The 24,995-nt window shown below is 56.3% G+C and carries 20 protein-coding genes; 12 read left to right on the forward strand and 8 right to left on the reverse strand.

Annotated features, from left to right (window positions below):
* Positions 1-11 precede the first annotated feature (11 nt).
* The 6 genes from PCLY_RS22285 to PCLY_RS22310 form a co-directional block, all read right to left on the reverse strand.
* Entirely contained in the window at positions 12-1,016 is a 1,005-nt protein-coding gene (locus PCLY_RS22285) for a YqaJ viral recombinase family nuclease (protein WP_061242405.1), read from the reverse strand.
* Positions 1,017-1,098: 82 nt separating this feature from the next.
* On the reverse strand, positions 1,099-1,719 hold the full coding sequence (locus PCLY_RS22290) for a hypothetical protein (protein WP_061242408.1): 621 nt from the start codon (positions 1,717-1,719) through the stop codon (positions 1,099-1,101).
* 104 nt (positions 1,720-1,823) lie between these two features.
* Complete coding sequence (locus PCLY_RS22295) at positions 1,824-2,792, reverse strand: DUF932 domain-containing protein (protein ID WP_061242410.1); 969 nt, start codon at positions 2,790-2,792, stop codon at positions 1,824-1,826.
* A gap of 102 nt (positions 2,793-2,894) precedes the next feature.
* Positions 2,895-3,224, reverse strand: a complete 330-nt coding sequence (locus PCLY_RS22300) for a hypothetical protein (protein WP_061242412.1) — start codon at positions 3,222-3,224, stop codon at positions 2,895-2,897.
* Positions 3,225-3,341: 117 nt separating this feature from the next.
* Positions 3,342-4,172, reverse strand: a complete 831-nt coding sequence (locus PCLY_RS22305) for a hypothetical protein (protein ID WP_156458643.1) — start codon at positions 4,170-4,172, stop codon at positions 3,342-3,344.
* Positions 4,173-4,370: 198 nt separating this feature from the next.
* Positions 4,371-5,363 (reverse strand): helix-turn-helix transcriptional regulator, encoded by a 993-nt coding sequence (locus tag PCLY_RS22310; RefSeq protein WP_061242417.1) that lies wholly within the window; start codon positions 5,361-5,363, stop codon positions 4,371-4,373.
* Positions 5,364-5,446: 83 nt separating this feature from the next.
* Between PCLY_RS22310 and PCLY_RS22315 the strand changes: the two genes are divergently transcribed.
* The 5 genes from PCLY_RS22315 (at position 5,447) to PCLY_RS22335 (ending at position 10,582) form a co-directional block, all read left to right on the forward strand.
* Positions 5,447-6,325, forward strand: a complete 879-nt coding sequence (locus PCLY_RS22315) for a tetratricopeptide repeat protein (protein WP_061242419.1) — start codon at positions 5,447-5,449, stop codon at positions 6,323-6,325.
* A gap of 74 nt (positions 6,326-6,399) precedes the next feature.
* A complete protein-coding gene (locus tag PCLY_RS25075) occupies positions 6,400-7,767 on the forward strand; it encodes a hypothetical protein (protein WP_197432226.1) in 1,368 nt (455 codons plus the stop codon).
* Between the two features lie 86 nt (positions 7,768-7,853).
* Positions 7,854-9,995 carry an NERD domain-containing protein gene (locus PCLY_RS22325; protein ID WP_061242420.1) on the forward strand — a complete coding sequence of 714 codons (2,142 nt, stop codon included), beginning with the start codon at positions 7,854-7,856 and terminating at the stop codon, positions 9,993-9,995.
* A 136-nt stretch (positions 9,996-10,131) separates the two neighbouring features.
* Positions 10,132-10,323, forward strand: a complete 192-nt coding sequence (locus PCLY_RS22330) for a type II toxin-antitoxin system Phd/YefM family antitoxin (RefSeq protein ID WP_061242422.1) — start codon at positions 10,132-10,134, stop codon at positions 10,321-10,323.
* A complete protein-coding gene (locus tag PCLY_RS22335) occupies positions 10,247-10,582 on the forward strand; it encodes a type II toxin-antitoxin system RelE family toxin (protein ID WP_082768138.1) in 336 nt (111 codons plus the stop codon). Before PCLY_RS22330 ends, PCLY_RS22335 begins: the two co-directional genes overlap by 77 nt.
* A gap of 274 nt (positions 10,583-10,856) precedes the next feature.
* Here PCLY_RS22335 and PCLY_RS22340 read toward each other — a convergent pair whose 3' ends face one another.
* Both PCLY_RS22340 and PCLY_RS22345 read right to left on the reverse strand, forming a co-directional pair.
* Positions 10,857-11,333, reverse strand: coding sequence for a hypothetical protein (locus PCLY_RS22340; protein ID WP_061242559.1), 477 nt, complete (start codon positions 11,331-11,333; stop codon positions 10,857-10,859).
* Positions 11,334-11,441: 108 nt separating this feature from the next.
* Positions 11,442-12,317: a WYL domain-containing protein gene (locus PCLY_RS22345; RefSeq protein ID WP_004350178.1), complete on the reverse strand. Its 876-nt coding sequence runs from the start codon at positions 12,315-12,317 to the stop codon at positions 11,442-11,444.
* Between the two features lie 129 nt (positions 12,318-12,446).
* Here PCLY_RS22345 and PCLY_RS22350 point away from each other — a divergent pair, with 129 nt between their 5' ends.
* The 7 genes from PCLY_RS22350 (at position 12,447) to PCLY_RS22380 (ending at position 24,994) form a co-directional block, all read left to right on the forward strand.
* Positions 12,447-14,027, forward strand: a complete 1,581-nt coding sequence (locus PCLY_RS22350) for a DNA recombination protein RmuC (protein ID WP_231740201.1) — start codon at positions 12,447-12,449, stop codon at positions 14,025-14,027.
* Positions 14,028-14,050: 23 nt separating this feature from the next.
* Positions 14,051-14,698, forward strand: a complete 648-nt coding sequence (locus tag PCLY_RS22355; RefSeq protein ID WP_061242424.1) for a hypothetical protein — start codon at positions 14,051-14,053, stop codon at positions 14,696-14,698.
* 183 nt (positions 14,699-14,881) lie between these two features.
* Positions 14,882-15,727: a hypothetical protein gene (locus tag PCLY_RS22360; protein ID WP_031634897.1), complete on the forward strand. Its 846-nt coding sequence runs from the start codon at positions 14,882-14,884 to the stop codon at positions 15,725-15,727.
* A gap of 888 nt (positions 15,728-16,615) precedes the next feature.
* On the forward strand, positions 16,616-19,735 hold the full coding sequence (locus PCLY_RS22370) for an SNF2-related protein (protein WP_061242429.1): 3,120 nt from the start codon (positions 16,616-16,618) through the stop codon (positions 19,733-19,735).
* A gap of 12 nt (positions 19,736-19,747) precedes the next feature.
* On the forward strand, positions 19,748-21,538 hold the full coding sequence (locus PCLY_RS22375) for a hypothetical protein (RefSeq protein ID WP_061242431.1): 1,791 nt from the start codon (positions 19,748-19,750) through the stop codon (positions 21,536-21,538).
* Positions 21,539-21,680: 142 nt separating this feature from the next.
* Positions 21,681-21,854 (forward strand): hypothetical protein, encoded by a 174-nt coding sequence (locus PCLY_RS25080; protein ID WP_162954805.1) that lies wholly within the window; start codon positions 21,681-21,683, stop codon positions 21,852-21,854.
* Between the two features lie 23 nt (positions 21,855-21,877).
* The gene (locus PCLY_RS22380) at positions 21,878-24,994 is read left to right on the forward strand and encodes an anti-phage-associated DUF499 domain-containing protein (RefSeq protein WP_031634902.1); all 3,117 of its coding nucleotides are present in this window, start codon (positions 21,878-21,880) and stop codon (positions 24,992-24,994) included.
* Position 24,995: the final 1 nt, after the last annotated feature.

The raw sequence follows: 24,995 nt of genomic DNA on the forward strand, positions 1-24,995 counted from the left end.
GGGTGAGGGAGTCAACCGACGAGAAAGCGCCGTGCTCCGGTTTTCAATAGCGGGTACTTGGCCTGCAGGTATGGCTTGTCCTTGAGCAGTTGGGCGACATCGAGCCCTACGCTGCCCTTGGCCTTGCGCCAACTGACATAGCCATTGGAGAACTCCGCCCGGCTGGCGTCGCCCATGGCCTGCTGCAGCATCTGCTTGAGTTCGGCTTCGCGCTTTTCCTTATCAGCAATCGACTGCCGAACGGCTTTCAACTCGATATAGGCCGCGGTCAGGCCGGCATGCTGGCTGAGGTCGACGGTCTTTCCACTGTCCTCTGGGTAGAGGCAGCGCAGGGCAGCTTCAGCGGAGGCCGTACCATCGGCTGGAGGTGGCGTGTCGCTTTCCACGTAATGCCAGAATTGGCGCTCCAACTCGATCAGGCGAGCGATCATCTGCTCGTCCCGCTCGATGCGATGGATCTCCAGCGTCTGGCCTCCCAGCAGCACAGCCACATCAGCAGCTTGCTTGCCAGTCACGGCGAGTTGGTGCATCACCTGTAGCTGTACATACTCCGGCACGCCCTCTTTCCAGAGACGTGCTCCATTTATGCCGGCGGTCTTACATTCGAGGATTTGCACCTCGTCCGTGCCGATCACCTCTCGATCAATGTTGGCCAGCATCCAGGGCAGCTCCGGATTGGGATGCTGCAGCACGGCGTTGATCCGCCGTACCTTGTGCTTCGTGCGCTTGCTGTAGTGCCAGGCCACGATGGGTTCCAGGACGTTACCCCAGTACATCGGGCTTTCCTCATCGTGGGGATCGGTCTTCGGTAGTTTGCTGTCGCGGCCGGTCTTTTCCAGCCACAGCTCCAACTGCGATTTGTACGGGTTCAGACCTACTGCAGCGGCAGCATCGGAGCTGCCAATGCCTTGTTTGCGAATCGCTAGCCAGTCCTCGCGAGGCAGCTCCTTGGTACTCACCAGGCGCAGAGCAGGGCGGGGCTTACGAGTGTTGCCGTTCAATGAAGTGGCTTTCATGTGCATACCTCACAGACATAAAAAAGCCCGGTCAGCGCGAAGCTGACCGGGCGTGGTTTTAGAGGGTAAGAGGTGGGTGTCTCTAGATGACTTTGCCGTTGTAGACGACGGTTGTTGCCCCTTCTTTCTTAACGCTTAGCTTGTTGTTTTCAGCAAAGGCTTCGACGGTTTCAGAGCAGCCATCAATGCTCGTTTTGCCATCGACAATTTCGCTCTTGGTGTCGTAGCTAAGGACGTATGTGGTTGCCGGGCAGGAGTTGCCGTTTTCGCCGGTTGAGACAACCAGAACGAATTTGTCCGGACCAAAGGCATAGGCTTTTTCGATTTTGACGTAGCCGGTGGATTCGGGGTCTTGCACAACCGACTCCATGAGGTTGACCACCCCTGCTCTGGATTGGTAGTTGAGTGCAGTGCCGAGATCCATGTAGGCGATGCTGAAGGGGCCCGCTGCATCGTCTGAAATCAGCAGCGCCTCGTAGGCAATGCTGGGGGCAGCTGGTGCAAGTAACTCAGGTTTTGTAGCTGCGGTAGGCTGCGATGTAGGGGACATGCACTGTCCGCTTTCGCAGATGCGGTCGCCTTTGCAATCCGTATCCTTGGCGCACATTGCCGGAGGTTGATTTGTCTGTGCGGTTTCTTCTTTGGGTTTGTCGCATCCGCTGATGGCGAGTGCGAGTAACGCAACGATAGCTATCTGTTTCAACGTGAAGATCCTTCTAGATGGTGGTGTGTGATTATTGACGAACTTCTGTCCGAGGTCGAACAGCCACCCAGCCCGCTTGGGCTGGGTAGGCTTCAGGGCAGGAGTTAGGCTGCCAACCTCAACGCAGAATCCAGCGCGCGTTGCTTGATTTGCGCACCCTGACCGAACCAGGCCGAGTCCATGCGGTACTCGTTGCTGCGTGCACGGCGCTCGTGGTCGACGTACTCGGTGACGGCATTGAGCAGGCCCCAGGCGGTGCTGCGTGCCGAGTCCAGCTGGCTGCCACGACCACGACCTTCATACAGTTCCTGTACCTTGCGCAGGGCGCGCTCGTTGGGCAGTTGTTCCGGAAGCGCACCGGTCGGGCTGGTCTCGCACATGACGTTCATAAAGAAGCCCAGTGCCTCATGCCATTGCACCTTACGCTCGGCCAGCGCGCGCATGCGGTACATGAAGTCGTCCCATTGCGAGACGGCAATACCGAGTTGCTTCTTCACTACCGTTGGATCGAAGCGGGTGTTATGCGGCACCTTGATCGCTCGGCTGGTGCCGTCCAAGGCGATGGTCAGTGTGTTATTGCAGACCACGCGCACTGTGGTTGGCGTTGCGGTGGTAGCCAGGGTTCCGTCGCAGGAAGTGGCCAGCAGTAGGTAACCGTTGACCTGGTCGTTACCCTTGAGTGCAGCGCCTTGCCCGGTACGCGCCAGCGCCCAGAACTTGCGCCCGCCTTTGAGTACGCCTGCGGTTTCCAGCTCGTAGCCGGAGACCTCGGTCAGGTCCCTGTAGAACTCCAGCACTTCGCGCGGTTGCACGGTGTGGTAGCGCTGGGAGACCACCGACAGGGGCGCCTTGGTATCCGAACGGAACAATACCTTCTGCTCGGGGAACGAGTGGATCGTGCCGAGATGGCCAATCGCGTCTGACTTGAAATGAACAGGGCTTTCCAGGATCTGCCAGTCCATACCGGCTTCGCGCTGCCAGACTTCAAGGGGCTGCTTCTGCGTAAGTTGATTACCCAGGCCGTGCCAAGGGGTGGCTCCGACGTAGGCCATTTGCTCGATGAGGTGAGCCATAAAGATCTCCTTGCCAGAGGAACTGGCTATCGCCCGGCAGTCGAATGCCGAGTTGGTGGGAATGGAAGTGAATGAAGGCGCGTGGCGCGCCTTGTAGGAGGGCTACTGGTCGAGGGAAAAGATGTGGCCGCAGGCATGGCACTCGAAGTTATCGAGTACGTGGGCATCGATTTCTTCACCCATGCGTGCACCGGCGAGGCTGCCAACTGCGCCGCCAGCCAAGCCACCCAGGATCGCACCAGCCAGGCCGCCCAAGGCCGCTCCGATGGGGCCGGCGACCGCGCCCAGAGCAGCACCACTTTGGGCTCCGGCGGCAGCGCTCGCCGCGCCGGTTGCTGCTCCGCCTACAGCACCGGCTGCACCACCGATTTTGCGGGCATGGTTGCGCGCTGTGACGCGCGCAGAGTTACAGGAAGGGCAGTTAATCGACATCGTTCAGACTCCTGAAAAGGGAAGGGCAGAAGAGGGCAATACGCACCCGTCTTCCCTTAAATGATTTAGGTCTGAAATTTCGTTATATCTCGTCGCTGCAGTCAGTGGTGGGGCCCGTCACTGCGGAGAAAAAATCAGCAGTTTCATTTTGCACCCTTCATGCAGATCTGTGAGATGAAGCACAGGAGCAACTTCACATCCCAGTACTTCCGCCAGACTGCCGACTATCTGTGCGTATTCGCCGTGCGTAATCGTCGGCGTGCCTTCAACGACTAGCAGTGCCTCCTGTGCACGATCTGACTGGTAAAGTCGCACGCGGTTTCGTAAATGCTGCAATGCTTGAAGGGCGGATTTTGCTTGCGCTGAGACGTACCTGCCGATCAGTTGTTGCGGATTCCAGGTGGCATAACTGGTCCAGTCCAACCCAAGTAAATTTGGGTTGTCCCGGGCAGCGTACAGGGCATGCCAGAAGTCGAACATGTCTTGCTCTTTCGTCCACTGATAGACGCGAATGCCGGAGGGAATCGCTGAAGTAGCTGGTCGGAGGTAATGCACATGGATGATGTCGGCGAGGCCCTTCAGACTCTGCAAATTGGCTGGCGAGGCCTTGTGGCCGCATAGCCAGTGAAGCTCGTGGAATCGCCGCGTTGGCCAGGTAGCATCCAGAGCGATTGCGTGGAAGTTGTGGCGCGATTGCCTCTGCTTGGGGAGTTCGTGGGGGCTGCTACCTCTCTCAAGGAATTCCCTGCATGTCCGAAGTGCCTCCTCCTCAGTAGCGGCGAGCAAGGCAATTTCGTAGCAGCCCTCTTGAGTCGGGGGCGACGACTGCTGCGAAACGAGTGGCACGGCGACCTGCGGGTCATCACCCATGCCCAGCAGGTAGAAGAGGTAGTCCCGAGGCCGCATGATTGGAACGCTTACCGGACTTGCACCGGAGCGTTGATGCATTTGTATCCAGGATACTGAGCTTCTGCTGTTACCCGTGCCATGGCCGAGTTCACCGCTTGGACGGTGATCGTAAAATTGGCCCGCGGCCCAGCATTCGCCACGACACGTTGTAAAGAGGCGGAGTAGGATTTCATCAGCAAGTCTCCATATTTAAGGTGGAGACATGATGCTGCCGAAGGGCGACGTCCTGTGTCGCAATCACTCGCCGGCATAAAGAGACGCCATGCGCTTAGCCGACGCTGCGATTTGCGCACGAAGGGCGGTGGGCTCGAGAACTTCCAGATGTTCACCTTGGCTCAGCAGCCACAGGTCCAAACCCTGGCTGAGGTGGATGCTGCCACTCATAAGCCACCAGTCCGTCGTTTCCGGTTCCAGAGTCTGGTCATCAGTGAGAGGGTTCTCCTGCAGGCGCTCGCTCAAGGTGTGACTGACGCGGAGTCGGATCTGGACAGGATGATCGGTTCTCAGCCCCACCAGGCTGCGCATTGCGGGGACTGAATTGATGTCGTAGTCCTCTGGCGCAGCGATATCCTCGAATATCGTGCGTGCGGTTCTGAAACGATGCAGGGGCAACGCAGCAATATTGCCTTGGGGCAACCCCTTGAATACGCATGAGAGATAGATGTTCGAATCTTGATAGGACAGCCCCAGCGGTTTCAGTTGGAGCAGCTTGGGCTCATCAGCGCCACGCTTCTGGTAGAGCGCTTCGATTGACATGCCGTCCAGAAGCGCTTGTTGAATAACGTCCAGTACCTCTTGTTTGACCACGCTGGGCTGCAAGGTGATGAAGCGCGTGTTGCTGGTGATCTTGTTGGAAATATCCTGACTGGGCCGGTTGCCTTTGAGCAGGGAGGCAGCGTAATCACGAAGCGAGGCCAGTCGTTCGACTTGCGCAGCCATCCCAAAACGCGTGGCGTGATCCATGATCATGGCTAGGTTCATGGCATCTGTGGGAAGCATCGACAGACGGGAAAGGGACTTTTCCGCCCACCACAGCGTCGAGCGTCCGTCTTTTCTGCTGTGTACATGAGGGTATTTTTCCTTCAGATCGCTCAGGTCCCGCTGGATCGTCCTCAGGTCGACATTCAGGCCTTGCCGAGCCACGCGCTCACGAATGGCTGTACTGCCCAACGCGTTTTCCTTGCCGGGAAGAATTCCCAGAATCAGGTCCTGGCGAAATAGCTGATCCACTTTTGCATCCTTGTGCTCAACACGACATGAGGTGTCGCAAGACTCATGGAAAATAGCCCTGCGATCAACGATAGGGTTGCAGCATGAGCAAATCGGTCTGTGTGTTCAATCTGCTGGAGCCATTGCTCCCGATACCTGAGCAGGTTGCGGTTGTCGCGCCGGGTGAGATGCAGCGCCTCTACAGCGGAGTTGGGATTCCATCCTTGCGTACCGCGGAGCTGGCAGGGCAGGCCAGGTTTGCCAATCTGCACGAAGTCAAAGCGGCCAATTCACTGCTGGGATTGGTTGACCCGATCGAGATTCATCAAACATACGCTTGCCTGAGGGCTGCGGCCGTTGATGGCGACCCCGATGCAATGAATGATTTGGGCTGGTTATGGCTCAATGGAACGCGCTTGGCATCTGACCCGATATTAGCCAGGCGGCTGTTCAAGCTAGCTGCTGTCGAGGGCAGCGGCGAAGCATTCTTCAACCTGGCTGAGCAGGCTTACTACGGCAAGGGGATGGTCACGAATCCTGCTCTTGCCATCGACTACTACGAGCAAGCATTCGAGCATGGTGTTCCAGGTGCTGCGCTGGCGCTGGGAGCAATCTACGAAGAGGGTGACGAAGGTGTCATGGTCGACCATGGCAGGGCCATGCTCTGGTACAAACGGGCGGTCGAAGAGGGGGATGTGCTGGCAGGTTTTTATCGTGGGCGACTGGCACTGAATGAATCATCGACAGAGCACGACATGGCCTGCGGGGTGTACTGGTTGCAGTGGTCCGCAATGCTCGGTGAGCGGTGCGCGAGCGAAGCACTTATTGAACTCTACAGTTCTCCGTTCCATTCACCACCTGATCCCGAGCGTCGGCTATACAGCTTCTGGCGTGATTTCGCTATTGAGCAGGGGAGTAACACGGCGATCGCGATGAGGGATGCAGATGAGGTTTCTAGCTTGCGCCTTGCTGAGAACAGTTGACTTATTCCAAGCCTCAGACTTTGATCTGGCGCAGCAACCAGGTTGATTCAAGATTATTTTCAAGGACGTCACGAATGGAAAAGAGCACCTACCTACAGACTCCCGCGGTAGCGAATTTCGTCAAATGGATGAGTGAGAACCTCGACGGCGATACCTTCGCGCACCAATACACGAACCGTCGTTCGGGATGCAGCTGGCGCTGCGACAGCCTTTATGATGCTTATGCCCAGTATCACTGGCCGCATCCAGGCAATCAGCGTCTCGGAGAGCCGACAGGCACCACTTTCGAATCCAGCGCAGCCACTCTTAAGGCGCTCAGTCAGGATCTTCAGAGCGCTTTGAGATCCCAGGGAAGCGATCACTCGGTTGTAACGGCTGCAGTCGACGTCATGACATGGGGTGGCGTACGTGCTGGTAACGTACGTTGGCTGCATGCGAACCAAGCCAATCTCCCTCAAATTCTATCCAGTACTAGGCAAGCCTTGGATGCAGGAAGCACCGATCATCCTCTGCTAGTTGCCAAAGATCTCCGGTTCAATGCCGGGATGACCAAGGTCTATTCACTCATCTGCGACCGCTTCGTTATTTATGACAGCCGTGTTGCTGCGGCGTTGGGTTGGGCCGTTGTGAAGTTTTGTCAGGCCGCTGGGCTGTCGGAGGTGCCGCAAGAGCTTCGTTTCCCGTGGGCTCCTGCAAAGAGCGCAGCTAATGACCCGTCCCCTAAACGGCGTAACCCAGGCCAGTCAGAATTTTTCTTTCCGAGGTTAAAGTCAGGAGCTAACCATGCTGCCTGGAATCTGAAAGCCAGTTGGTTGCTCAGTGACGTGCTGGAGCAGCCTGCGGCGCAGAACAGTCGATTCAATCAGATCGAGTGTTTTGATACTCGTCTAAGGGCGCTTGAAGCTGCGCTTTTCATGATTGGGTATGACCTGGATGCTACTCAGGCAGGCGCATCCGCGGCGATTTCCGAGCAGGTCATACACCGCGCTCAAGAAGATGAGGCCGATAGTTTTTGGAACGACTGTCAGACGCTAAGCAAGGGGAATCCCTTTCGCTACAAACTGACGGACAGTGGCATTGCTATCGAGGGTGGTCCGACCTTTACGTTGGCGGACATCTCTTCAACCTTGATGCAGCTCTGGACTGACTTTGGCTCGAGTGCGTTCCCCCTTGCAAACAGCGCTACCGATGTTCGTGATGGCACTGCCCCAAAAGGCATGGGGGCAGCCTACTTTCAGGCGACCGGCGCCAATCCGCCCAATACCAGTAAGCTCGCTGCTGTTTTGGAGGAGCTGGGGGCGATTGTTCCTATAGCGGGATATTCTGCTCGATCGCTGAGCTGGACACTCGATTTGCGCCGGCTTGGGCTCGATCAGGGCGCGCGTACGATCGATATCGATTCTTTCTGGGCTGAGGTGCTACGTGCTGAGCAAGAAGGCTGAGTTTTTGCACGTTAGGCATTGCACGGGCTCATCGGCTGCTGGTCAGGTGGCTCTAGCCTCCGCTGCTATTGCCCCGGGGAGTGCTAGTGGCGCCTAACTTGCGGTGCAGGGACTACTACCAGACGCAGTTCGCAGGGTATGCGCGCTACCCGGCATGCGGCGTTGCGCTTGATGAGTGTCTGCATGACTTTCTCGATCAACGACCAAGCGGAAAGTACACCCAGAGGCATCGTGCCTCTGGGCTGGCTGGCGCCGATTTCTGGTGGCAGCCCGCAAATGTTGAGGGAGCTGCTCTGGCCAGTCTGGCGCTTGCGCGTGTACTGCATTTTGACGACGTGATCAGTACTGAGCTGTTGGATCACCTGGCAGTTCATCACCCTGATCAGCTGCGCTGGGCCATTCGCTACTCCAAGCTTTTCACCCGTAGGGATTCGCCTCTCTGGATTCACCTTAAAGAAAACTGCACTTGCGAGCAGTGGCAGACGTTCTTCGGAGTTTGCGAGCGTCTGCTGCTGCAGCTGGAACCCTTTGAAGCCGTGATCAAGAGTGCTGAGCGACAACTGCAGTCTCTGACGCTATTGGAGCTGCTTTCCTATCTCAGCGTATTGGCCTACGCCCGTCTCGGGGATGCTGGTGACGATCCAGCAGGCATGGATTGGCTTGCTTACGCGCGGATCATCCTGCGTAAGCTGAAGTCTTGTGGCGAGTCTGATTTTCGGCTTTCTGCCGATGTGCTTGGCCGTTCGTTGAGGCAGCATCTGTCGCCCATGTTGTTTCCGCAGCCCGGGGAGGGTGCGGAGTGTGCGGCGAACCTAGAAGCAGTCGGCGTGATGATCGATGCAACGCGCGAGCTCATTGACTATGAGCGCTCCATCGACTGGTTTTGCTTCGATAGTGAATGCGATTACCGGCTTCAGCCTGGGCAATCAGTCATTTTCAACAAAACAGACGAGGGTACCCTGCGCTGGCAGCGCACTGAGCGAAAAAGCCAGCTGCTATGGTGCTACTGGATGCGTCGTGCGGTCGATGTCTTTGCGGCTTCTGAGCTGGCTGGGCAGGTCATCGGGAGTGCTGAAAACCATGAAGCCAACCAGCTTGCCTACATCAAAGCGATTCGCAGCCAGCTCTATCTGCAGGTGGTTTTTGGGCTAGGCGAAAGCATCAGGCTTAACAATGGGACGGAGGTCTCGCTGCATCACGCCATGCTGGCCAGTGAGCTGACTAACGCCTTTTTCGAGCAGGCCTATCTGCGACCTTATCGGCGATACCTGGCTGACTCCGATGATCCCATAGCGGCACTGGGGCGTTTGGCTTTTGAGGGGTTGCTGCAGGGAGAGAACCGCTTTCCCATGACCTGGTCGGAGTTGCCGGAGAAAGTGGCGCGGATCCGCGCGTGGACGGTCAGTGATGAGCATCCCGCAGGTGATCCAGAGGCCGCCAAAGCCATTCTGCAGTTTTGGACCAGCGATCTTCAGGCGCTGTCCGAGCAAACCAAGCAAGCGCCTAATCAACCGACGCCCAGACTCTACGAGAGGCCGTTCTACAAAATCGGCCGCTTCAGCTTTCAGTTTCCTTGGGTTGCGGGAAGACAGAATAGCCTCACAGCCGCGGTAAACAATTTGCGTCGAGTAGATCCGCGCAGACCTGAGCTTCGCTCCGAAACAGAGCGCGTCGAGCGCGAACTGGCTGCGTCTCTTCGGCAGCTAGGTTTCCGGGTGGTGGTGGGCTACCAGCCGCCTCGCAAGGATGAGGGCGATGCAGGAGAGATCGATGTGCTGGCGTGCCTCAAAGGCGTGTTGCTATTGCTCGAGATCAAATCTGGATTTATCCGCTCCAACGGTCATGAAGTCTGGCTCCACCGCACGAATACGTTACGTAAGGCTGCCAGACAGTTGAAGCGTAAAAGCCCTGCGTTGCTCTCTGCATTGCTGGCTGACGCTAACTTGCGTGACGCGCTGGGGCTGGAGATTTCCGATCCGTTGCCACACTTGCACGCCTGGGTTGTGGATACCTCGATTGAGCTGGATGGAGAGATTGTTGATGGTGCTCTTGTGGTATCCCGAGAAGTCCTGGAGGTCGCGCTGCGTGATGAGCCGCATTACCTGAGGGCGTTTGACCAGGACGCGGAGGAAGAGGAGGCGATCGCCACACTTTATCCGAACGGATTCAGCGCTCAGGCGTTTATCCGAGTCATCGAGCGCAGCGAGGTTTGGCGGGGTTTACTTTAAGCGGCGTCTACCTGGCGTAGGCCTTGGCAACCGGGCTTGTACTAGGCACTGACGGCAGCAGTGGCCTGCTCGTCGATCCAGCGCAGCAAAGCTGGCTATGGTGACCAGGATTTAGGTCTTATTTGGGGGCTTAAATATGCAGCGCATCTTGGCTGGCGCTGGTAGTAGGCCTGTCGCCGTGCTCAATCACAATCGCGTCATGGGATACCTGGTGCCGGCAGAGTTTTATGAGCAACTGATGGAGCGCCTGGATGATCTGGAGCTGCTCGAGGTGGGGAACGCTCTCTCGGGTGAGGAGCCTATCCCGGTGCGCTTGGAGGAGCTCTGAGCTGGAGTTTCTGCCCTCGGCACTGAAGGAATGGCTGAAGCTCGGCCATACAGTGCGCGAGCAGATCAAGGAGAAACTGCGCGATCCCAAAGTTCAGGCTGACGCCCTCAGGGGCATGCCGGGGCAGTGCAAAATCAAGCCGCGCGTATCGGGCTGTCTCTTGGTATGCCGCGTCGAAGATGAACGCGTGGTGGTCGTGCTGGTTGCCGTTGGCAAGCGCAAGCGCGAGACCGCTTACCAATCTGCCAAGGGCCGTTAATGACCGGAGGCTAGTGCTGGTTCGGATGTGCCCGAAAGCTTTACAGGCGGAAAGTTTACGTGTCGCGGCTCGTGGGGATCGAGGTTATGGTCATCTCGTCATTACCGAGGAGGCTTTCCATGATCATGCTGAGCTCACTGAGTGAGTACCTGGTGCTGCTGGGTTCGATGTTGCTGATGATTGGGTTGGCACGGCTTGCTTACGGTGGTCGTGCTATCTGATTGAGCCGGCCGGATTCAGGTGATGGAGATGGTCGACGCATTGGTAGGCAAGGTTATAAGGCCCATATCCGAATCAACGCATGCCCCAAATCTAGGTTGATGGATTCGCGCCCTTCCACCCACGTATCAGTGCGAAGACGTTTACCGGTATTGCTTTCCTGCTCACCTTTAGCAATCACCAGCGCGAATAAACGGGTTGAGGTGTTAAAGGAGCTAAGTCTTTCGATATCGGCTCGTACGGACCAATCCCCTTCTAGACACTTGGCTTGCGATGCGTCGCCCAGGCATTTGACCTCAGCGACCATGGATGTCGCGCCGCTTTCATCTCGGGCATAAAGATCAGCTTTTCGGCCTCCGCCTATTGGGAGATCGGTCCATATTTCAATGTTTTCTTCGAACCAGGCGTGCAGGCTGATTTCAGCCTGTATCCAATGCTCACGGCAGCTGTTTAGCTGCAGAACCTGCTCAAGTTTCTTGTCCATTGAGCAAAAGGCTTGCTTGAATAAGGCGATCCATTGTGCTGTTTCCAAGGTGCGGTCCTCGCGTCGTTGATGTTGATCGTGATGCTGCAAGACCAAATGAAAATGTCTTGCCAGCCATAACCGACTCAGCCAGTCCTTGATGGGACTCAACAGCTGCTAGTGGTATAGCCAGGGCTGCAGTTCATCCAGGTTGGCGACCACGATCTGCTGTGCCGTTGCCTTGGCGTGCACCTTGGTCGGGTCGATTTGGTAGCGCTGCAGGACATACTGCACCAGGGCACCGCGCGTTTCGATCACCAACTGCCCCTCGCGCATCCCGTAGTCGGTCTCGATGATTACCTTCTGCTCCGGCTTTAGTCGTGAGTCCGGTTCGATCACCACTGCCACCTGAGTGCTCCAGCCTGCATCCTGATCGCGTCCATTGGCTGAAGGGTCATCCATAAGCTCAGGCAAGCCGCGGAAGCGACTCAATACGAAGTCCCGGTAATCGCGATTCTTCTCGCAGTACGCGCGCACGTGCCAGCGCATGCCGGTGTAAATCAGCGTATGCGGAGCGATCAAGCGTGTCTCTGCATCCGGCGTAGTGAAGGATACGTACTCACACTCCAAGCGCAGCCCCTCGCGGCAGGCGCGCAGAAGCGGGCGCAGTAGTTCCGGGCGTACCGTGCGATCCGGCACCTGCAGCACTTCGGTGTGCGCATAGGCCAATGCTAGGCCCTCAACGTGTGGCGCACGGTCGTGATTCTGGTTGAGCAGGTGTAGGTAGGCGCTGGCGCTGTCATCGATGAACAGCGGCGCGAAATTCCTGCTGGGTACATACCCCTTTAGATGCTTGTCATATTCCAGATTCTTTGGCGCGTAATCGGTGATGTAGGAGTTGATGTCTTTCGACGCCTGTTGGCGGCTGATGCCGAAGCTCTGAATCAGGTGATTGGTGGTCAGACGGCCTTCCCACCAGGCCACTGTCTCGATCAGGCGATAGCGCAACGCCAGATCCCAGCGCACGGATTCGATTGATTGCTTGCGTTTCATGGCCTCTCCATCTGCTCGAAAACTTTACCTGTACGCGTAAACACTCTAGATGCGTCGTCTAAAGTTACATACCTTGACATTATCATTCAAGCCGCCCGTTGGGCTGGCGGATAGAGGGAGTGTCAAAGCATGAACATGATTGGGTTGTCGTGGATGGTAATTAGCGGCAGTTTGTTGCTGGTTGTGCTGGCGGGTGTTGCAGTCTACTGGCAGGTATTGCGCCGTCGTGAGGCGGTTACAGCCTTGCAGGTCTGTCAGTCGCAACTGGAGCAGCATATGGCTGCATCTCACCTGAAAGACGATGAGCTCCGTGAGCTGAGTGCTGGTCTGCGGGCGGAGAAGGCTCATGTTGAGCAGCTTCAGCGGCAGGTTGAATTCGCTCAGCAAGAGGCTAGTCGCTTGCGTACCGAATATCGCGATCAATCCGCTCAACTGGCCGAGGTGCAGAGCGCTGCCAGCGCCGCTCGTGCTCAGTATGGTCAACTGCTTCAGCAGCATGATGAGCTCAAGCAGGCGAGTGTCCGGCTGCAGCAAGTTCACGACGTTTTGCAGGATCGCTTTGCGGCCCTGACCAAGGAGCATGCCACGCTGAGCAGCACGCTCGATCAAAAGCAGCAGCACTTTGCCGAACAGCAGCAGCTGCTGAAGGAAAGCCGCGACCAGCTCAAGCTAGAGTTCGAGCAGCTCGCTGGCCAGATCTTCGAAGCCAAAGGCCAGGCGTTCTCGCAGCACAGCCAACAGTCACTGGACGCATTGCTTAAACCCTTCCGCGAGCAGATCGAGGGTTTCCGCACCAAGGTTGAAGATATTCACCACAAGGATATTCAGCAGCAGGCTGCATTGACCCAGGAGCTGCATCACCTAAAAGAGCTGAATCGACAGATCACCCAGGAGGCTCAGGATCTCACTACAGCGCTGAAAGGGCAGAAGAAAGCGCAGGGCAATTGGGGTGAGCTGATTCTGGAGAATGTCCTGGAGCGCTCCGGCCTAGTCAACGGCAAGGACTTCAAGCGGGAGGTCAGCTTCACCGGTGAGATCAATCGCCAGCGCCCCGATGTGATCGTTTACCTGCCTCAAGGCAAGCACCTGATCATCGATGCCAAGGTCTCGCTCAACGCGTACACCCGTTACATCAATGCCGAGGACGATGCCGAGCGACGCATGGCGCTTGCCGAGCACGTGACGGCCGTTGGGCAACGTATCAAAGAGCTCTCTGATCGCAGCTACTCTGACTTGCCGGGTCTGAATGCGCCTGAGATGGTTTTTATGTTCGTGCCCATCGAATCGGCTTTCGTCGAGGCGCTGAAGGCGGACGAGACATTGTTCCAGAGGGCCATCGAGCAGAACGTGCTGGTGGCGACGCCAACCACACTGTTGACCAGCCTGAACATCGTGCGCCAGCTGTGGCGTTTCGAGGACCAGAACAAGCACTCCGCCGAGTTAGCCGAGCGCGCCGGCAAGGTATACGACAAGCTGCGCACCTTTCTCGGCAGTATGGACGCCATCGGCCACAGCCTGGATAAGGCGCAGGATGCCTACAAGAAAGCCTGCGATCAGTTGGTCAGTGGCAAGGCTAACCTAGTCAAGCAAGTCAGTGATTTCCGTCAGTTGGGCGTGGCGGTTAAAGGCGAGCTGAACGAGGTCTGGGTCGACCGGGCGGATCTGGAGCTCAACCTGATCTCCCAGATGCCAGCTGAGCAGCAGGCGTGAGTACTGCCAAGGAGCAAAACAGGATGAAAAAACCAGCAACGGTACAGGCGCTCGAGGACCTGGGGCGCGTCCGGCTATCCAAGCACTTTTTTATGCGGGATTTCCTTTACTCGGAAATCAGCCAGATCGAGGGCATCCCCAATATTCCGGAGTATCCGGACCGCGCCATCGAAGCCGGTCGAGGACTGTGCGGACAGTTGTTGGAGCCTCTGCAGGAGCGCTTTGGACGGATCCACATTCGCTCGGCTTACCGAGCGCCGGCAGTCAACGCCAAGGGAGCCGAGAACAACAACCAGTACAGCTGTGCTGCCAACGAAAAAAACTACGCGGAGCACATATGGGATTATCCGGACGCTGAAGGGCATCTGGGCGCGACTGCCTGCATCGTGGTGCCGGCATTACTGCCTTGGTATGAGGAGCGCAAGGACTGGACACCGCTGGCCTGGTGGATTCACGACAACCTGCCGTATGCCAGCCAGTTCTGGTTTCCCAGACTTGCGGCATTTAACCTTCGGTGGAGCGCAAACCCGAACACGTTACCCAGCATCAGCACCTACGTTACCAACCCCCATACCGGTGACAAGACAGCGTTGGTGAAGGGCGGGGTGGCCACGCTGAGCTTGGATGAGCGCAAGGCGATCGTTCGCCCATGGTTGGCGAGTCTCAACTAGGTTGCAGAAAGATCGACCGATCAAGTAAGCGATCATGTAGCCGATCAAGTAACGTTGTTAAGACATGTGCTTGAAAACTTTACCTGTACGGGTAAACACGCTAGATGTATCTCGAAAGGCTACATATTTTTCGGGGTATCCGCTGCGGCAGCGGCTTTTGGGCAGCAATCATCTGGAGTGTGAATGCAATCTGTTACCTACCGTCTTGATCAGAGCCCCGTGACGCCATTTCAGTACCAGCAGGATGTCGAGAAGTACGCGGGCAATATTGAGTGCTCAGAGTGCGAGGCCAGTGCCTGGTTCGTAAGAAGTTCAGTCAGTGGCGGTCGGGAGCGTGTTGCTTGCTTCGCCGCGCACCACCAAGACGGTTGCCAGATCAAGACGGTGGTACTGGTTGTTGACGATGAAGGGGCTGAGCCAGATGAAGGTACGGACACGACGCGCATCAATGTCGATCTAGATAAGCGCAAACCCCAGGAAATCCTGGTTCCAGAGCCCAGAGAACGGCAGCCCGTCGATTCTCCGTGGGGCGTGCTACAGCGGAAATACGCAAACGCTGCAGACTACCCGATCAACAAATCACTCCGGCAGATCCTGTCGTGCCTGATCAAGAACCCCGACTACCCAGAGGATGATGTTTCGATCCGGATCACAACTGACGGTGGTCGAGTCGCTCTGGAAGGGGAAGTCCGTAAGTTGCTCTCCCATCAGCGACAGCTTGCTGGGATCGAACTCGGTACGGTTCGCTTGTTCTGGGGGCTGGTCACCAACGTCAACCGGAAGGAGGGCGAGGTCTGGCTCAACTGCGGGGATTACCGTACTGAACCAAGCCTGCTCGTCAGAGATGAGAACCTTGAAGAGGAAATGCTCAAGGCGTTCCGCCTCAAAAGTTTGGATGAGCTCGAGGGGGCCTATTTCCTTGTCATGGGATGGCTTGCCGGCTCGGAGCGCAAGCCCATAATCAACTTCGGCTTTGCGAAGTACATCGCCTTTGTTAAGTACCGCGTCAAGCATGACGAAGAGGCTTGAGCCCTCACAGGCCAGCTTCTCCGGCTTTGTGCACCAGTGATTCCCTGCAAATGGTAGAGCCTGTACTGGGCCGTACTATGCACTGCCCCATCAGACCACAGGTGGTGGGCTGCGCCAGCGCGCTACGCAACGACAATTCCGTTATTCGAAAGCTAGAGACTCAACACTTCTACCGGGTTGAACCGTGTGCGTCATCAATCCGCACGGGTTCCCCGGCAGGCTGCCCCGTTTCTGACCGAAAGCATCCTCAGGGGCTGTCAACCTGCCTGAATACTTGACCTGTATGAAAGCCCATTATTGGTGCGTCCAGTTGGGCGACATATCCTGCAGCTATGCCCACTGGATGAGCTGGATGGAGCCACCGGCATGGAGGCCTAACTCAAACAGGATGGGTTGTCACAGCGCAGAGGAGACGGGCAATGGAGTACACCACACATGCCATACATCGATGCAGTCAACGCGGTATTCGGCAGCAGCAGGTCCAGTGGCTTCTCGAATTTGGATGCCATACCTGGAATCGTGGAGCGCAGGTGTACTTCTTCGACCGAGCGCGCTTGAAGCGACTGTTGCTCAAGCTCTCCTCGGCTGAACGGCAGTTGGCCGAGAAGGCCCAGAAGGTATATGTGGTTGTGGTAGATGGCGCAGTGGTGACTGTTGGGCACAGAAGCCCCGACTTCTGCGTCAGCAAGCCAGGCGCTCACCACCATCGACGTCGACCGCAGCACCAAGCAGCTTGAGCCGCGGCAGATGACAATTTCTGGCTGATTAGGCAGGATGCGAGTGGTGGCCAGTTGATGTTATGTGTCTAATGCCTGCCAATTTGGCACCGGCAAGAAGCATTAGAAAGTAACTGGGGTTGCGAGCGCAGGTGCTGCGGAGAAAGGGAATATGAATGAGCTTAAGCCGGGCACAAAGGTGCTGCTGAGGGATAATCCCGCGCGAATGGGCATTGTCGGTGCTGGAACTGAAGGAAGTGGGCGGCGTCTCCGCCTTCAAGTTTTCCTTCTGGATGGCACAGAGGATCATTTCCCGCCTAGTGCTCTGGATCCCATCCTACAAGAGAGCAACAGTCCCACGGCTTGCTTCAACGCAGGTCGTTACTCCTTATCAAAGAATCTGCGGACAGCTATTACGCACCATCGATTGAGTGGCAAGCTGGCGAACCTCATTTACAGCTTGAAGACCACCAATACGGACTTCTACCCGCATCAGTTTAAGCCTGTACTTCAGTTCTTGGATTCACCCAGCAACGGCATTCTCATAGCCGACGAGGTCGGCCTGGGAAAAACAATTGAGGCGGGGTTGATCTGGACAGAGCTAAGAGCTCGATTCGATGCGCGGCGCTTACTAGTTATCTGTCCTGCGGTGCTGCGCAACAAATGGCGTGAGGAATTGTTAAACCGGTTTGGCATCAAGGCTGAATTGGTCAATGCCGATGAGCTGCGCGAGCGTCTCGAAAGCGTTAGAGGCAGGCCAATGCAGGACTTTGCATTGATCGCCAGTATGCAAGGGCTGCGTCCACCAAGCGATTATGACGCCTTAAACAATAAGCAGGGTGCGGCCAAGCTGGCTCGTTTCCTGGAGGATGCCGACCCAGCCGGTGATCCGTTGCTGCATTTGCTGGTGATAGATGAGGCTCACTACCTGCGCAACACGGGAACCAAGACCAATCTTCTGGGCCATCTGCTCAGGCCTCTCGTGGAAAATCTTGTTCTGCTTTCCGCAACACCTATCCAGTTAGCAGACACCGATTTGTTCAATTTGCTGAAGCTGCTTGATGAGTCGGCCTTTCCGCACGAGTACTTGTTTGACCTGAGCATGGCCGTCACACGTCCTATCGTGCAATTGCGTGATGCGGTACTGGCCGGTCGAGTTAATCGTGATGAGTTCTGTGCAGCTATACGTCAAGCCATGGACAACCAGTTCCTGGATGAAAGCGCGCAGCTTGCGTCCATGCTCAATCAGCCGCCTTCAGACGAAGAGCTCAAAGCGCCTCATAGCCGCTCCGAGATTGCGGACCGACTCGATCGGGTGCATCCGCTGAGCAAAGTTGTTACGCGAACGCTTAAGCGCGAAGTGCAAGAGAATCGGGTCATTCGTGTTCCCCTGGATTTTCGCGCACCGCTCAACGAAGTTGAGCAAGCTTTCTACGATCAGGTGACTCAACGAGTACGTGAATACTGTCAAGAGAACGGTCTCTTAACGGGGTTCATTCTTACGACACCGCAGCGCCAGATGGCCAGCTGTATGCCCGCTGCTTGTCGTGCTTGGCAGGAAAAGCTCAACCGTGGGCGTATGGCTGGCCTTGACGAAGCGATGTACGAACTGTCAGAGGACGAAAGTGATGATGAGGTCGAAGAGCCCCCGATCCTCGGCAGCCTGATTGAGCAGCTAGTTGAGATCTCGCAATCAGTTGGTGACTACGAGCAGCTGAGACTGCATGACAGCAAGTATCGGCTGCTACGAGAACATCTGCGTAAATACTGTGCGCAGTTCCCTGGGAAAAAGATCGTGCTCTTCTCATTCTTCCGGCAGACCCTTGCCTACCTGCATGAGCGTCTGAGCGAGGACGGTATCTCCTGCGTCGTTCTTCAAGGGGGCGATGACAAAGACGCGATACTGCGGGCCTTCAAAGCCGATACAGGGCCCCAGGTGTTGCTGTCGTCCGAGGTCGGCTCGGAGGGTGTCGACCTGCAGTTCTCCGCTCTGTTGGTGAACTACGATCTGCCCTGGAATCCGATGAAGATCGAACAGAGGATTGGTCGAATTGATCGGCTTGGCCAGCAATCCGACAAGATACTCATCTGGAACCTAATGTATGCAAACACCATTGATGAGCGCATCTATGATCGACTGCTGATGCGCCTGGATATCTTCCGGCAGGCGCTCGGCAGCATGGAGTCCATCATCGGGCGCGTCATCAAAAAGATGACCAAGGAGCTTTTCAGTCATCAGCTTAGTCCTGAGGAAGAAACGCTACGTATCGAAAACAATCTGCAGGCCCTTGCCGAAACCAAGCTTAGGCAGGAGCGTTTAGAGGCCGAGGCTCCAAATTTGGTGGCTCATGGCGACTTCATCATGAACAAGGTACGTGCGGCTGAGCAATTGGGGCGTTACGTGCGCTCTGATGATTTACATGCCTATGTGACCGATTTCATTCTGGACACCTACCCGGGTACTCGCTTCATCCCTGTAGATGATGAGCTGGAACTGTACAGCGTCGAATTGTCGATGGATCTGCGGGTGCAACTCAGTCAGTTTATTCAGGATAAGGGACTGCAAGGGCATACGCAGTTGCTTGATGCCAGGGCGCTCCCGGTACTGTTCGAGAACTGCCATCGTGCACCTTCTTCGCGTTTTGAACGTGTGGCTCAAGATCATCCATTGGTGCGCTTCGTTACCAGTCAGCTCGGTAGCCAGGATCAAGCCAACCAGCGTTATCCCATCAGTGCTGTCCAGCTGTCGCGCTTGGCATCGGAAGGTATTGAACCTGGTATTTACGCCTTCGTCGTTTCGCGTTGGAGCTTTAGTGGCGCACAGACGAATGAGCGACTGGTCTATGCCGCCAAGGAGCTTGATAGCGAGAATGGACTGGAAGCAGAGCGCGCCGAGCAGCTAGTGAATCTCGCCGCGTTAGCAGGGGAGGATTGGCCTGCAGCAAAAAATCTGCTGGTGCCGAATTCGGTAGTAGATGCCTACGAAGAGTGCCGCGGCCAGATTGCTGACCAGTTTAGGGATGTCAGGCAGGCAATGCGAGATGAGAACAACGACCGCGTCAATCTATTAATCAAGCTGATTCGCGACCGCTGTGACTTGGAGGTCAAGCGTATCAATGAGCGTATGGTCGCTCTCCGGCAGTCTGGTAAAGAACGCATGATCCCGGCTGAAAAGGGTAAGCGTGATGCTGCATTGAAACGACGAGAACAGCGTGAGGCCGAGTTGCTCCTCAAACAAAAGCTTGAGGCTGAGAACCACTTCGTTACAGCTGGAGTCATCAAGATCGGTTGACAAGGAGGTCACATGAAGCTCGCAGGAATATTCAAAGAAGCTTTTGAGAAAGCCGGTGTGCCTTTACCGGAGACCCCGAAGAAAAAGGCCGTTCCGGTACTGGATCAGCGAAAGAAGAAAGTTACCCGGCCAGATGCCAATAAGGAACGAAAGGCCCGGCCCAAGACTGCCAGGAAGAAAGTCAATCAGCCTGCAAAGTCGGCTCCAGAACAAAACGGCAAAAAAGTTACGGTGACGGCCAACGGAATCTGCATCACGCGTTGGTCAAGTCCGGAGTCAGTCGCCAAGGGAGCTACCAGCAAGGTTGCGGCCCAATCTTATGGGGCTGAGGGGGGTAAAGGGGGCTCTGCTGAGAGTCTGCGCAGTGATCCCGACTACTCGATCACCGCCACCGCTGGGGCCTGCGTTACTTGGCATACGCTCCAGCATGGTCGGCTAGCCTCTCTCATGGAGTGGCCGCTGGGGGGGTATGAGACTCAGTTAAACAAATGCACTGACGAAAAGTTCTTGTGCCTGGGACTGGACTTTGGCAGCTCGACGCTCAAGGCCGTCATCAGTGACGGGGAGAGGCAGATTACATACGCAGTTCCGTTCAGAGATATCCAGGGCGTTGAGGGCTACCTGCTGCCGTGTAGGGTTTATCTGGGCGAAAACGGATACAGCCTGGAAGGGCAGGGCCAGGCCTATCAGGATCTCAAGCTTGCTTTGTTAGCTAACGCCGAGTCGTTGCAAGCTCAAATGCCTGTCGTTGGGTTTCTTGCCCTGGCGCTGAGGATGATCAGAGGCTGGTTGCTGAGCACTCACGGAGAAACCTACTCAGGAGCCATCGTCTGGGATCTTGCTATTGGGCTACCAGTTGCAAGTCGCCGTGACGAAAAAACTGTAAGACTTTACCAACTGGTAAGCACTGCGGCCTGGATCGCCTCGACCGAGAGGCAGTTGACGCCAGAGACGATAGGCCTAGCACTAAAACGAGCAGAAGCCTTGTGCGGCGGTGCCGAGGCTGAGTGTGACAGCGAAGACATTGAAGTAAGGGTGGAGCCAGAAATTGCTGCGCAAATTTATGGCTTCGTCAGTTCAGGTGCCTACGACCCTCACGCCAGCAATATCTATCTAATGGTTGATGTAGGTGCGGGAACACTGGATGCCTCTGTGTTTCGTGTCGAGCGCAAGAGTGGGCAGCGCAAAGACAGCTTGGTCATTTTTAGAACCACGGTTGAGCCCCATGGAGTGATGAATTTTCACAAGAAGCGTATGGATTGGCTGCAGTCGGCGCTGGTGCAAAAGCTTCCGGATAGGCCGGACCTGCGACAGGCCGTGCAGGCCATCAGTCACTTGACTGATGCCGAGGAGGCCCTTCCCGATAGGGTAGATGGGTACTTCAGCGGGGTTGATGTCCAGTTCAAAGGTCGAAGTCTCGATCAGCTTTTTTATGCGCAGGTGAGCCGCCAAGTTGTCCAAGATACCTACCTTCACGTGGCAAATGAGAGGCTACTCGACAGGCAACAAATGGCTGGTATGCCCATGTTTCTCTGTGGTGGCGGCAGTCGTTTGGGGTTTTACGCCAAGCTGAGGGGCGACCTACATTCTGCGCGAGGGTTCAGCTGGTTTGGTGTTACTCCGAAACCGTTACAGAAGCCGCGAGGATTAGTGGCGCCAGGACTGCCCCGTGCTGAATATGACCGCCTTTCCGTTGCCTTTGGTCTGAGCCAATTGAAGCTCGATAAGCTGGTTATGGATGTTCCTGCTCTGACCGAGAAGCCCGGCGCAGTGGACTTCAGTGACCGCTACATCGAGAAGTAAGTGGCGGGTAGGCGAGAAGGGAAAGCCAGTGCTCCGGTTCGATGGCCAATTTGCGGTTCTCCGCCCCCAATCCCTCGCTGCTTCCCTTCGGCCTCATGTAACATCACGTCACGTTACAGGCCCAAGCCAGGTACTCACGCCCATGAAAACTAGCAATCGCGTTGTGATCGAGGTTGATCCTGCCCAAAAGCAGCAGATCTACGCCGCACTCAAGGCGCGTGGGTTGACCATGCGCGAGTGGTTTCTGCAGCAGGTGAGCCAGGAACTTTCCATTCCCAAGCCCACCACCCCCTCCAGTCAGTCGAGCAACGATTAAGTAATTCTCAGGGAGTCGAGCAGATGCTCAAGACAGTCAAGCAGGCATGCACATTCAACCCAATCATTCGCGACTACCGGATGAGCGAAGGGATCGAGAACCTTTCTGCGCTCATCTCTGATGAGGGTGATGGGCGTGAGTTCTTTGCACGAAACTACATCACCTCGGGCATGGAGCAGCTCTTTCGCGAGGGGATGCTGCGGCTGGATGGCAAATCAGATCAGGCAGTTTTCGAGCTGACCCAGGCAATGGGTGGCGGTAAAACCCACATGATGATCGCTCTCGGCCTGCTGGCCAAACACCCGCATCTGCGCAGCGAAGTGCTGTCGCCTGATCTTGCTAAGCGGATCGAAATCGGTGAGGTGCGAGTAGCTGCATTTAATGGCCGTAACAACCCTGAGAATTACATCTGGGGCGAGATCGCTACCCAACTAGGTGAAGAGGAAGCCATCAAGCCCTACTGGGTCAATGGCCCTCGCGCGGTCGACCAGGCTGGATGGAAGAAAATTATCGGGGACAAACCGACCCTGATCATGCTCGATGAGTTGCCGCCCTACCTTGAAAACGCGAGCACTACTGTCATCGGTGGCGGTACGCTGGCTACCGTGAGCACCTACACACTCAGCTGCCTGATGAGCGCTGCTCTGGAGTTACCGCGTTGCTGCATTGTGATTGCCAATCTATCCGGCAGCTATGTGGCTCAGACCAAGGCAATTGCCGAAGCAATCTCTAACCTCCAGCAAGAAGCCAGTCGCCAAGCCAGCACCATCACCCCCGTCCAGCTGGCGGGCAACGAGATCTACGAGATCCTGAAGAAGCGACTGATCCTGGAGCTACCCGACGAGTCCGTCATTAACGATGTCGCCGAGGAATATGCCCAGCGCATCAAGGCAGCAGCCGATGGTGGATACATTGTCGCGACCAGTCTGGAGCAGGTCGCCCAGCAGATCAGGGAAACCTACCCCTTCCACCCCTCCTTCAAGCATCTGGTTGCCTTGTTCAAGGAGAATGAGGGCTTTCGGCAGACACGAGGCTTGATGCAGTTCGCTGCGCGTTTGCTCAAGAGCGTCGATGATCGCGAAACTGATGATGTCTTCCTGGTTGGGTCACAACACCTGCGCCTGAACGACGATGCCGTGCGCGAAGAGGTCGGCCGTATCGCCAACTCGCTTCGCCCGGCCATGGCCCACGATATTGCCGACGATGGTCAATCCATCGCAGAAGAAATCGATGCCAACCTGGGCAGCGATGCCGCCCAGCAGGTCGGTGCCCTGCTGCTAGCGTCCTCATTCTCTCGGGCAGTAGGTGGTCGAATCGGCCTGACCGAGGCAGAGATCATTGAGTTCTTGGCCGCACCTAACCGTAAGTCCGATGAGTTCAAGACCGCTCTGGAGAAACTGCGTGAGCAGGCGTGGTATCTGCATCGCGAAGAAGAGCGTTTCTTCATTAAAGAAACAGAAAACCTCTCTCGCCAGATTGAGCGAAATGCTCGCGACATCCCTCAGCCGAAGATTGATCAGGCGCTGATCAACAAGCTTACTGCGGTATTGCAGCCGGTTAGCAAGGCTGCCTACCAGGATGTACAGGTGCTGCCGCGACTGGACGATCTAAAGCTAAGCGGACCTCGTGTTCTGATCGTAGTGCGCCCGGACGGCAAGCTACCGCCGAGCGAGCTGGTCAATTTCTTCGAGTACCAGCAAGAGAAGAACAATTTCATGGTGCTGTCCGGTCAGGACAGCTACCTCGCCGATACCGTTGAAGATCGTCTGCGCGACCTGTATGCAATTGAGTCCATCTGCAAGCGTTTGAAGGACGGTGACAGCCTCTTCGAAGAAGCGCGTGATCGCCTAGAAGATGCCCAGCAGCGCTTTAACAAAGCTCTTTCTGGCACCTACAACCGGATCTACTTCCCAGCCATCGACGAGATGACCGGCAATGCCCAACTCATGCAAGCCACAATTGATAATGGCCTGAACATGGGGCAAGGCACCAACTCTGCCGAGCACCAGATTGAGCAGCTCCTGGCCAGCCCTCGTGCCAATTACAAACTGATTCTCAATCTACTGGATGAGCCGGGTACCTACTGGGCGATGGCAGAAGAGGATCTTTGGCCGGCGAATGACCGCAGAACGCCATGGAAAGACGTGCTGATGCGCGCCAAAAGCAATCCAATCTGGGCTTGGATGCCCGGCACCGGTGGCATGGAGACCCTCAAGGCAGAAGCCCTGAAGCAAGGTCGCTGGCGACAAGGGACTGACGGCTACATCGAGAAAGGGCCGTTCCCGGCAGAAAAAACTGCAGTGAACGTGACAGTGCATGCCGCAAATGAAGCGACAGGCGAAACCACTTTGGCCCTGATCCCCCGCAATGCCGGTCAGAGCCCTGTGGTTCATTACGCGCCGACTGCCAAGGTCAGCACAAGCGATCCGAAGGTCGAAGACCTAGATAACTTCACGACCGACGCGGCAACTCTGTACTTCCTGGCAGTGGACAGCGAAGGCAAGCATGAAACCGGTGAGCCACAGCGCTGGGTGGCGGAGCTTCGTGTGCGTCATCAGGTCCAGGCCATCGCCGACAAGCGTATGGTCACTCTCTCCTGCATGCCTGCTGCCGATATGCGTTACACCCTAGATGGCTCGAACCCTAAAGATGGGGAACTGTACGGAGACCCCTTCGAAGTTGGCCCGCAGGCTGCCCGTCTAATGGTCTATGCCTGCTCGGGCGAGGCTACTCGTACCGCTGACTTCCAGATCCCAGCTGCCAACGACAAACAGGTTCAGATCGACGATGCCAAGCCGGCAAAGTTGGCTGAGAACAAGAAGGTGTCGCTCGACAGTACCGAAAAGGTGTTCGGCGTACTCAATAGTTTCAAAAGCTCGCCGGCTACCTTCAAGGGGGTACGTATCCATATTGGGGAAGGTGAGAACGCCGTTAGCATCAACTTTGCTGAGCGCGGGGTTACGGCTTCCGTGATCGAGGCGGCGATTAACGGTCTGCGTAAGGCCATCGGGAATGAGCAAGAAACCGTTACCGTGCAGATTCGAAGCGGAGCAGCCTTCGAGAATGGCTTCGCTGCCAAGGAGTTCGCCAAACTCAGTGGTGTTGAACTGCGCCCTGGTGATGTGATTCAAGAGGAATGAC

Origin of the sequence: Ectopseudomonas composti (genome assembly GCF_001567565.1) — a bacterium.
Lineage (GTDB): Bacteria > Pseudomonadota > Gammaproteobacteria > Pseudomonadales > Pseudomonadaceae > Aquipseudomonas > Aquipseudomonas composti_A.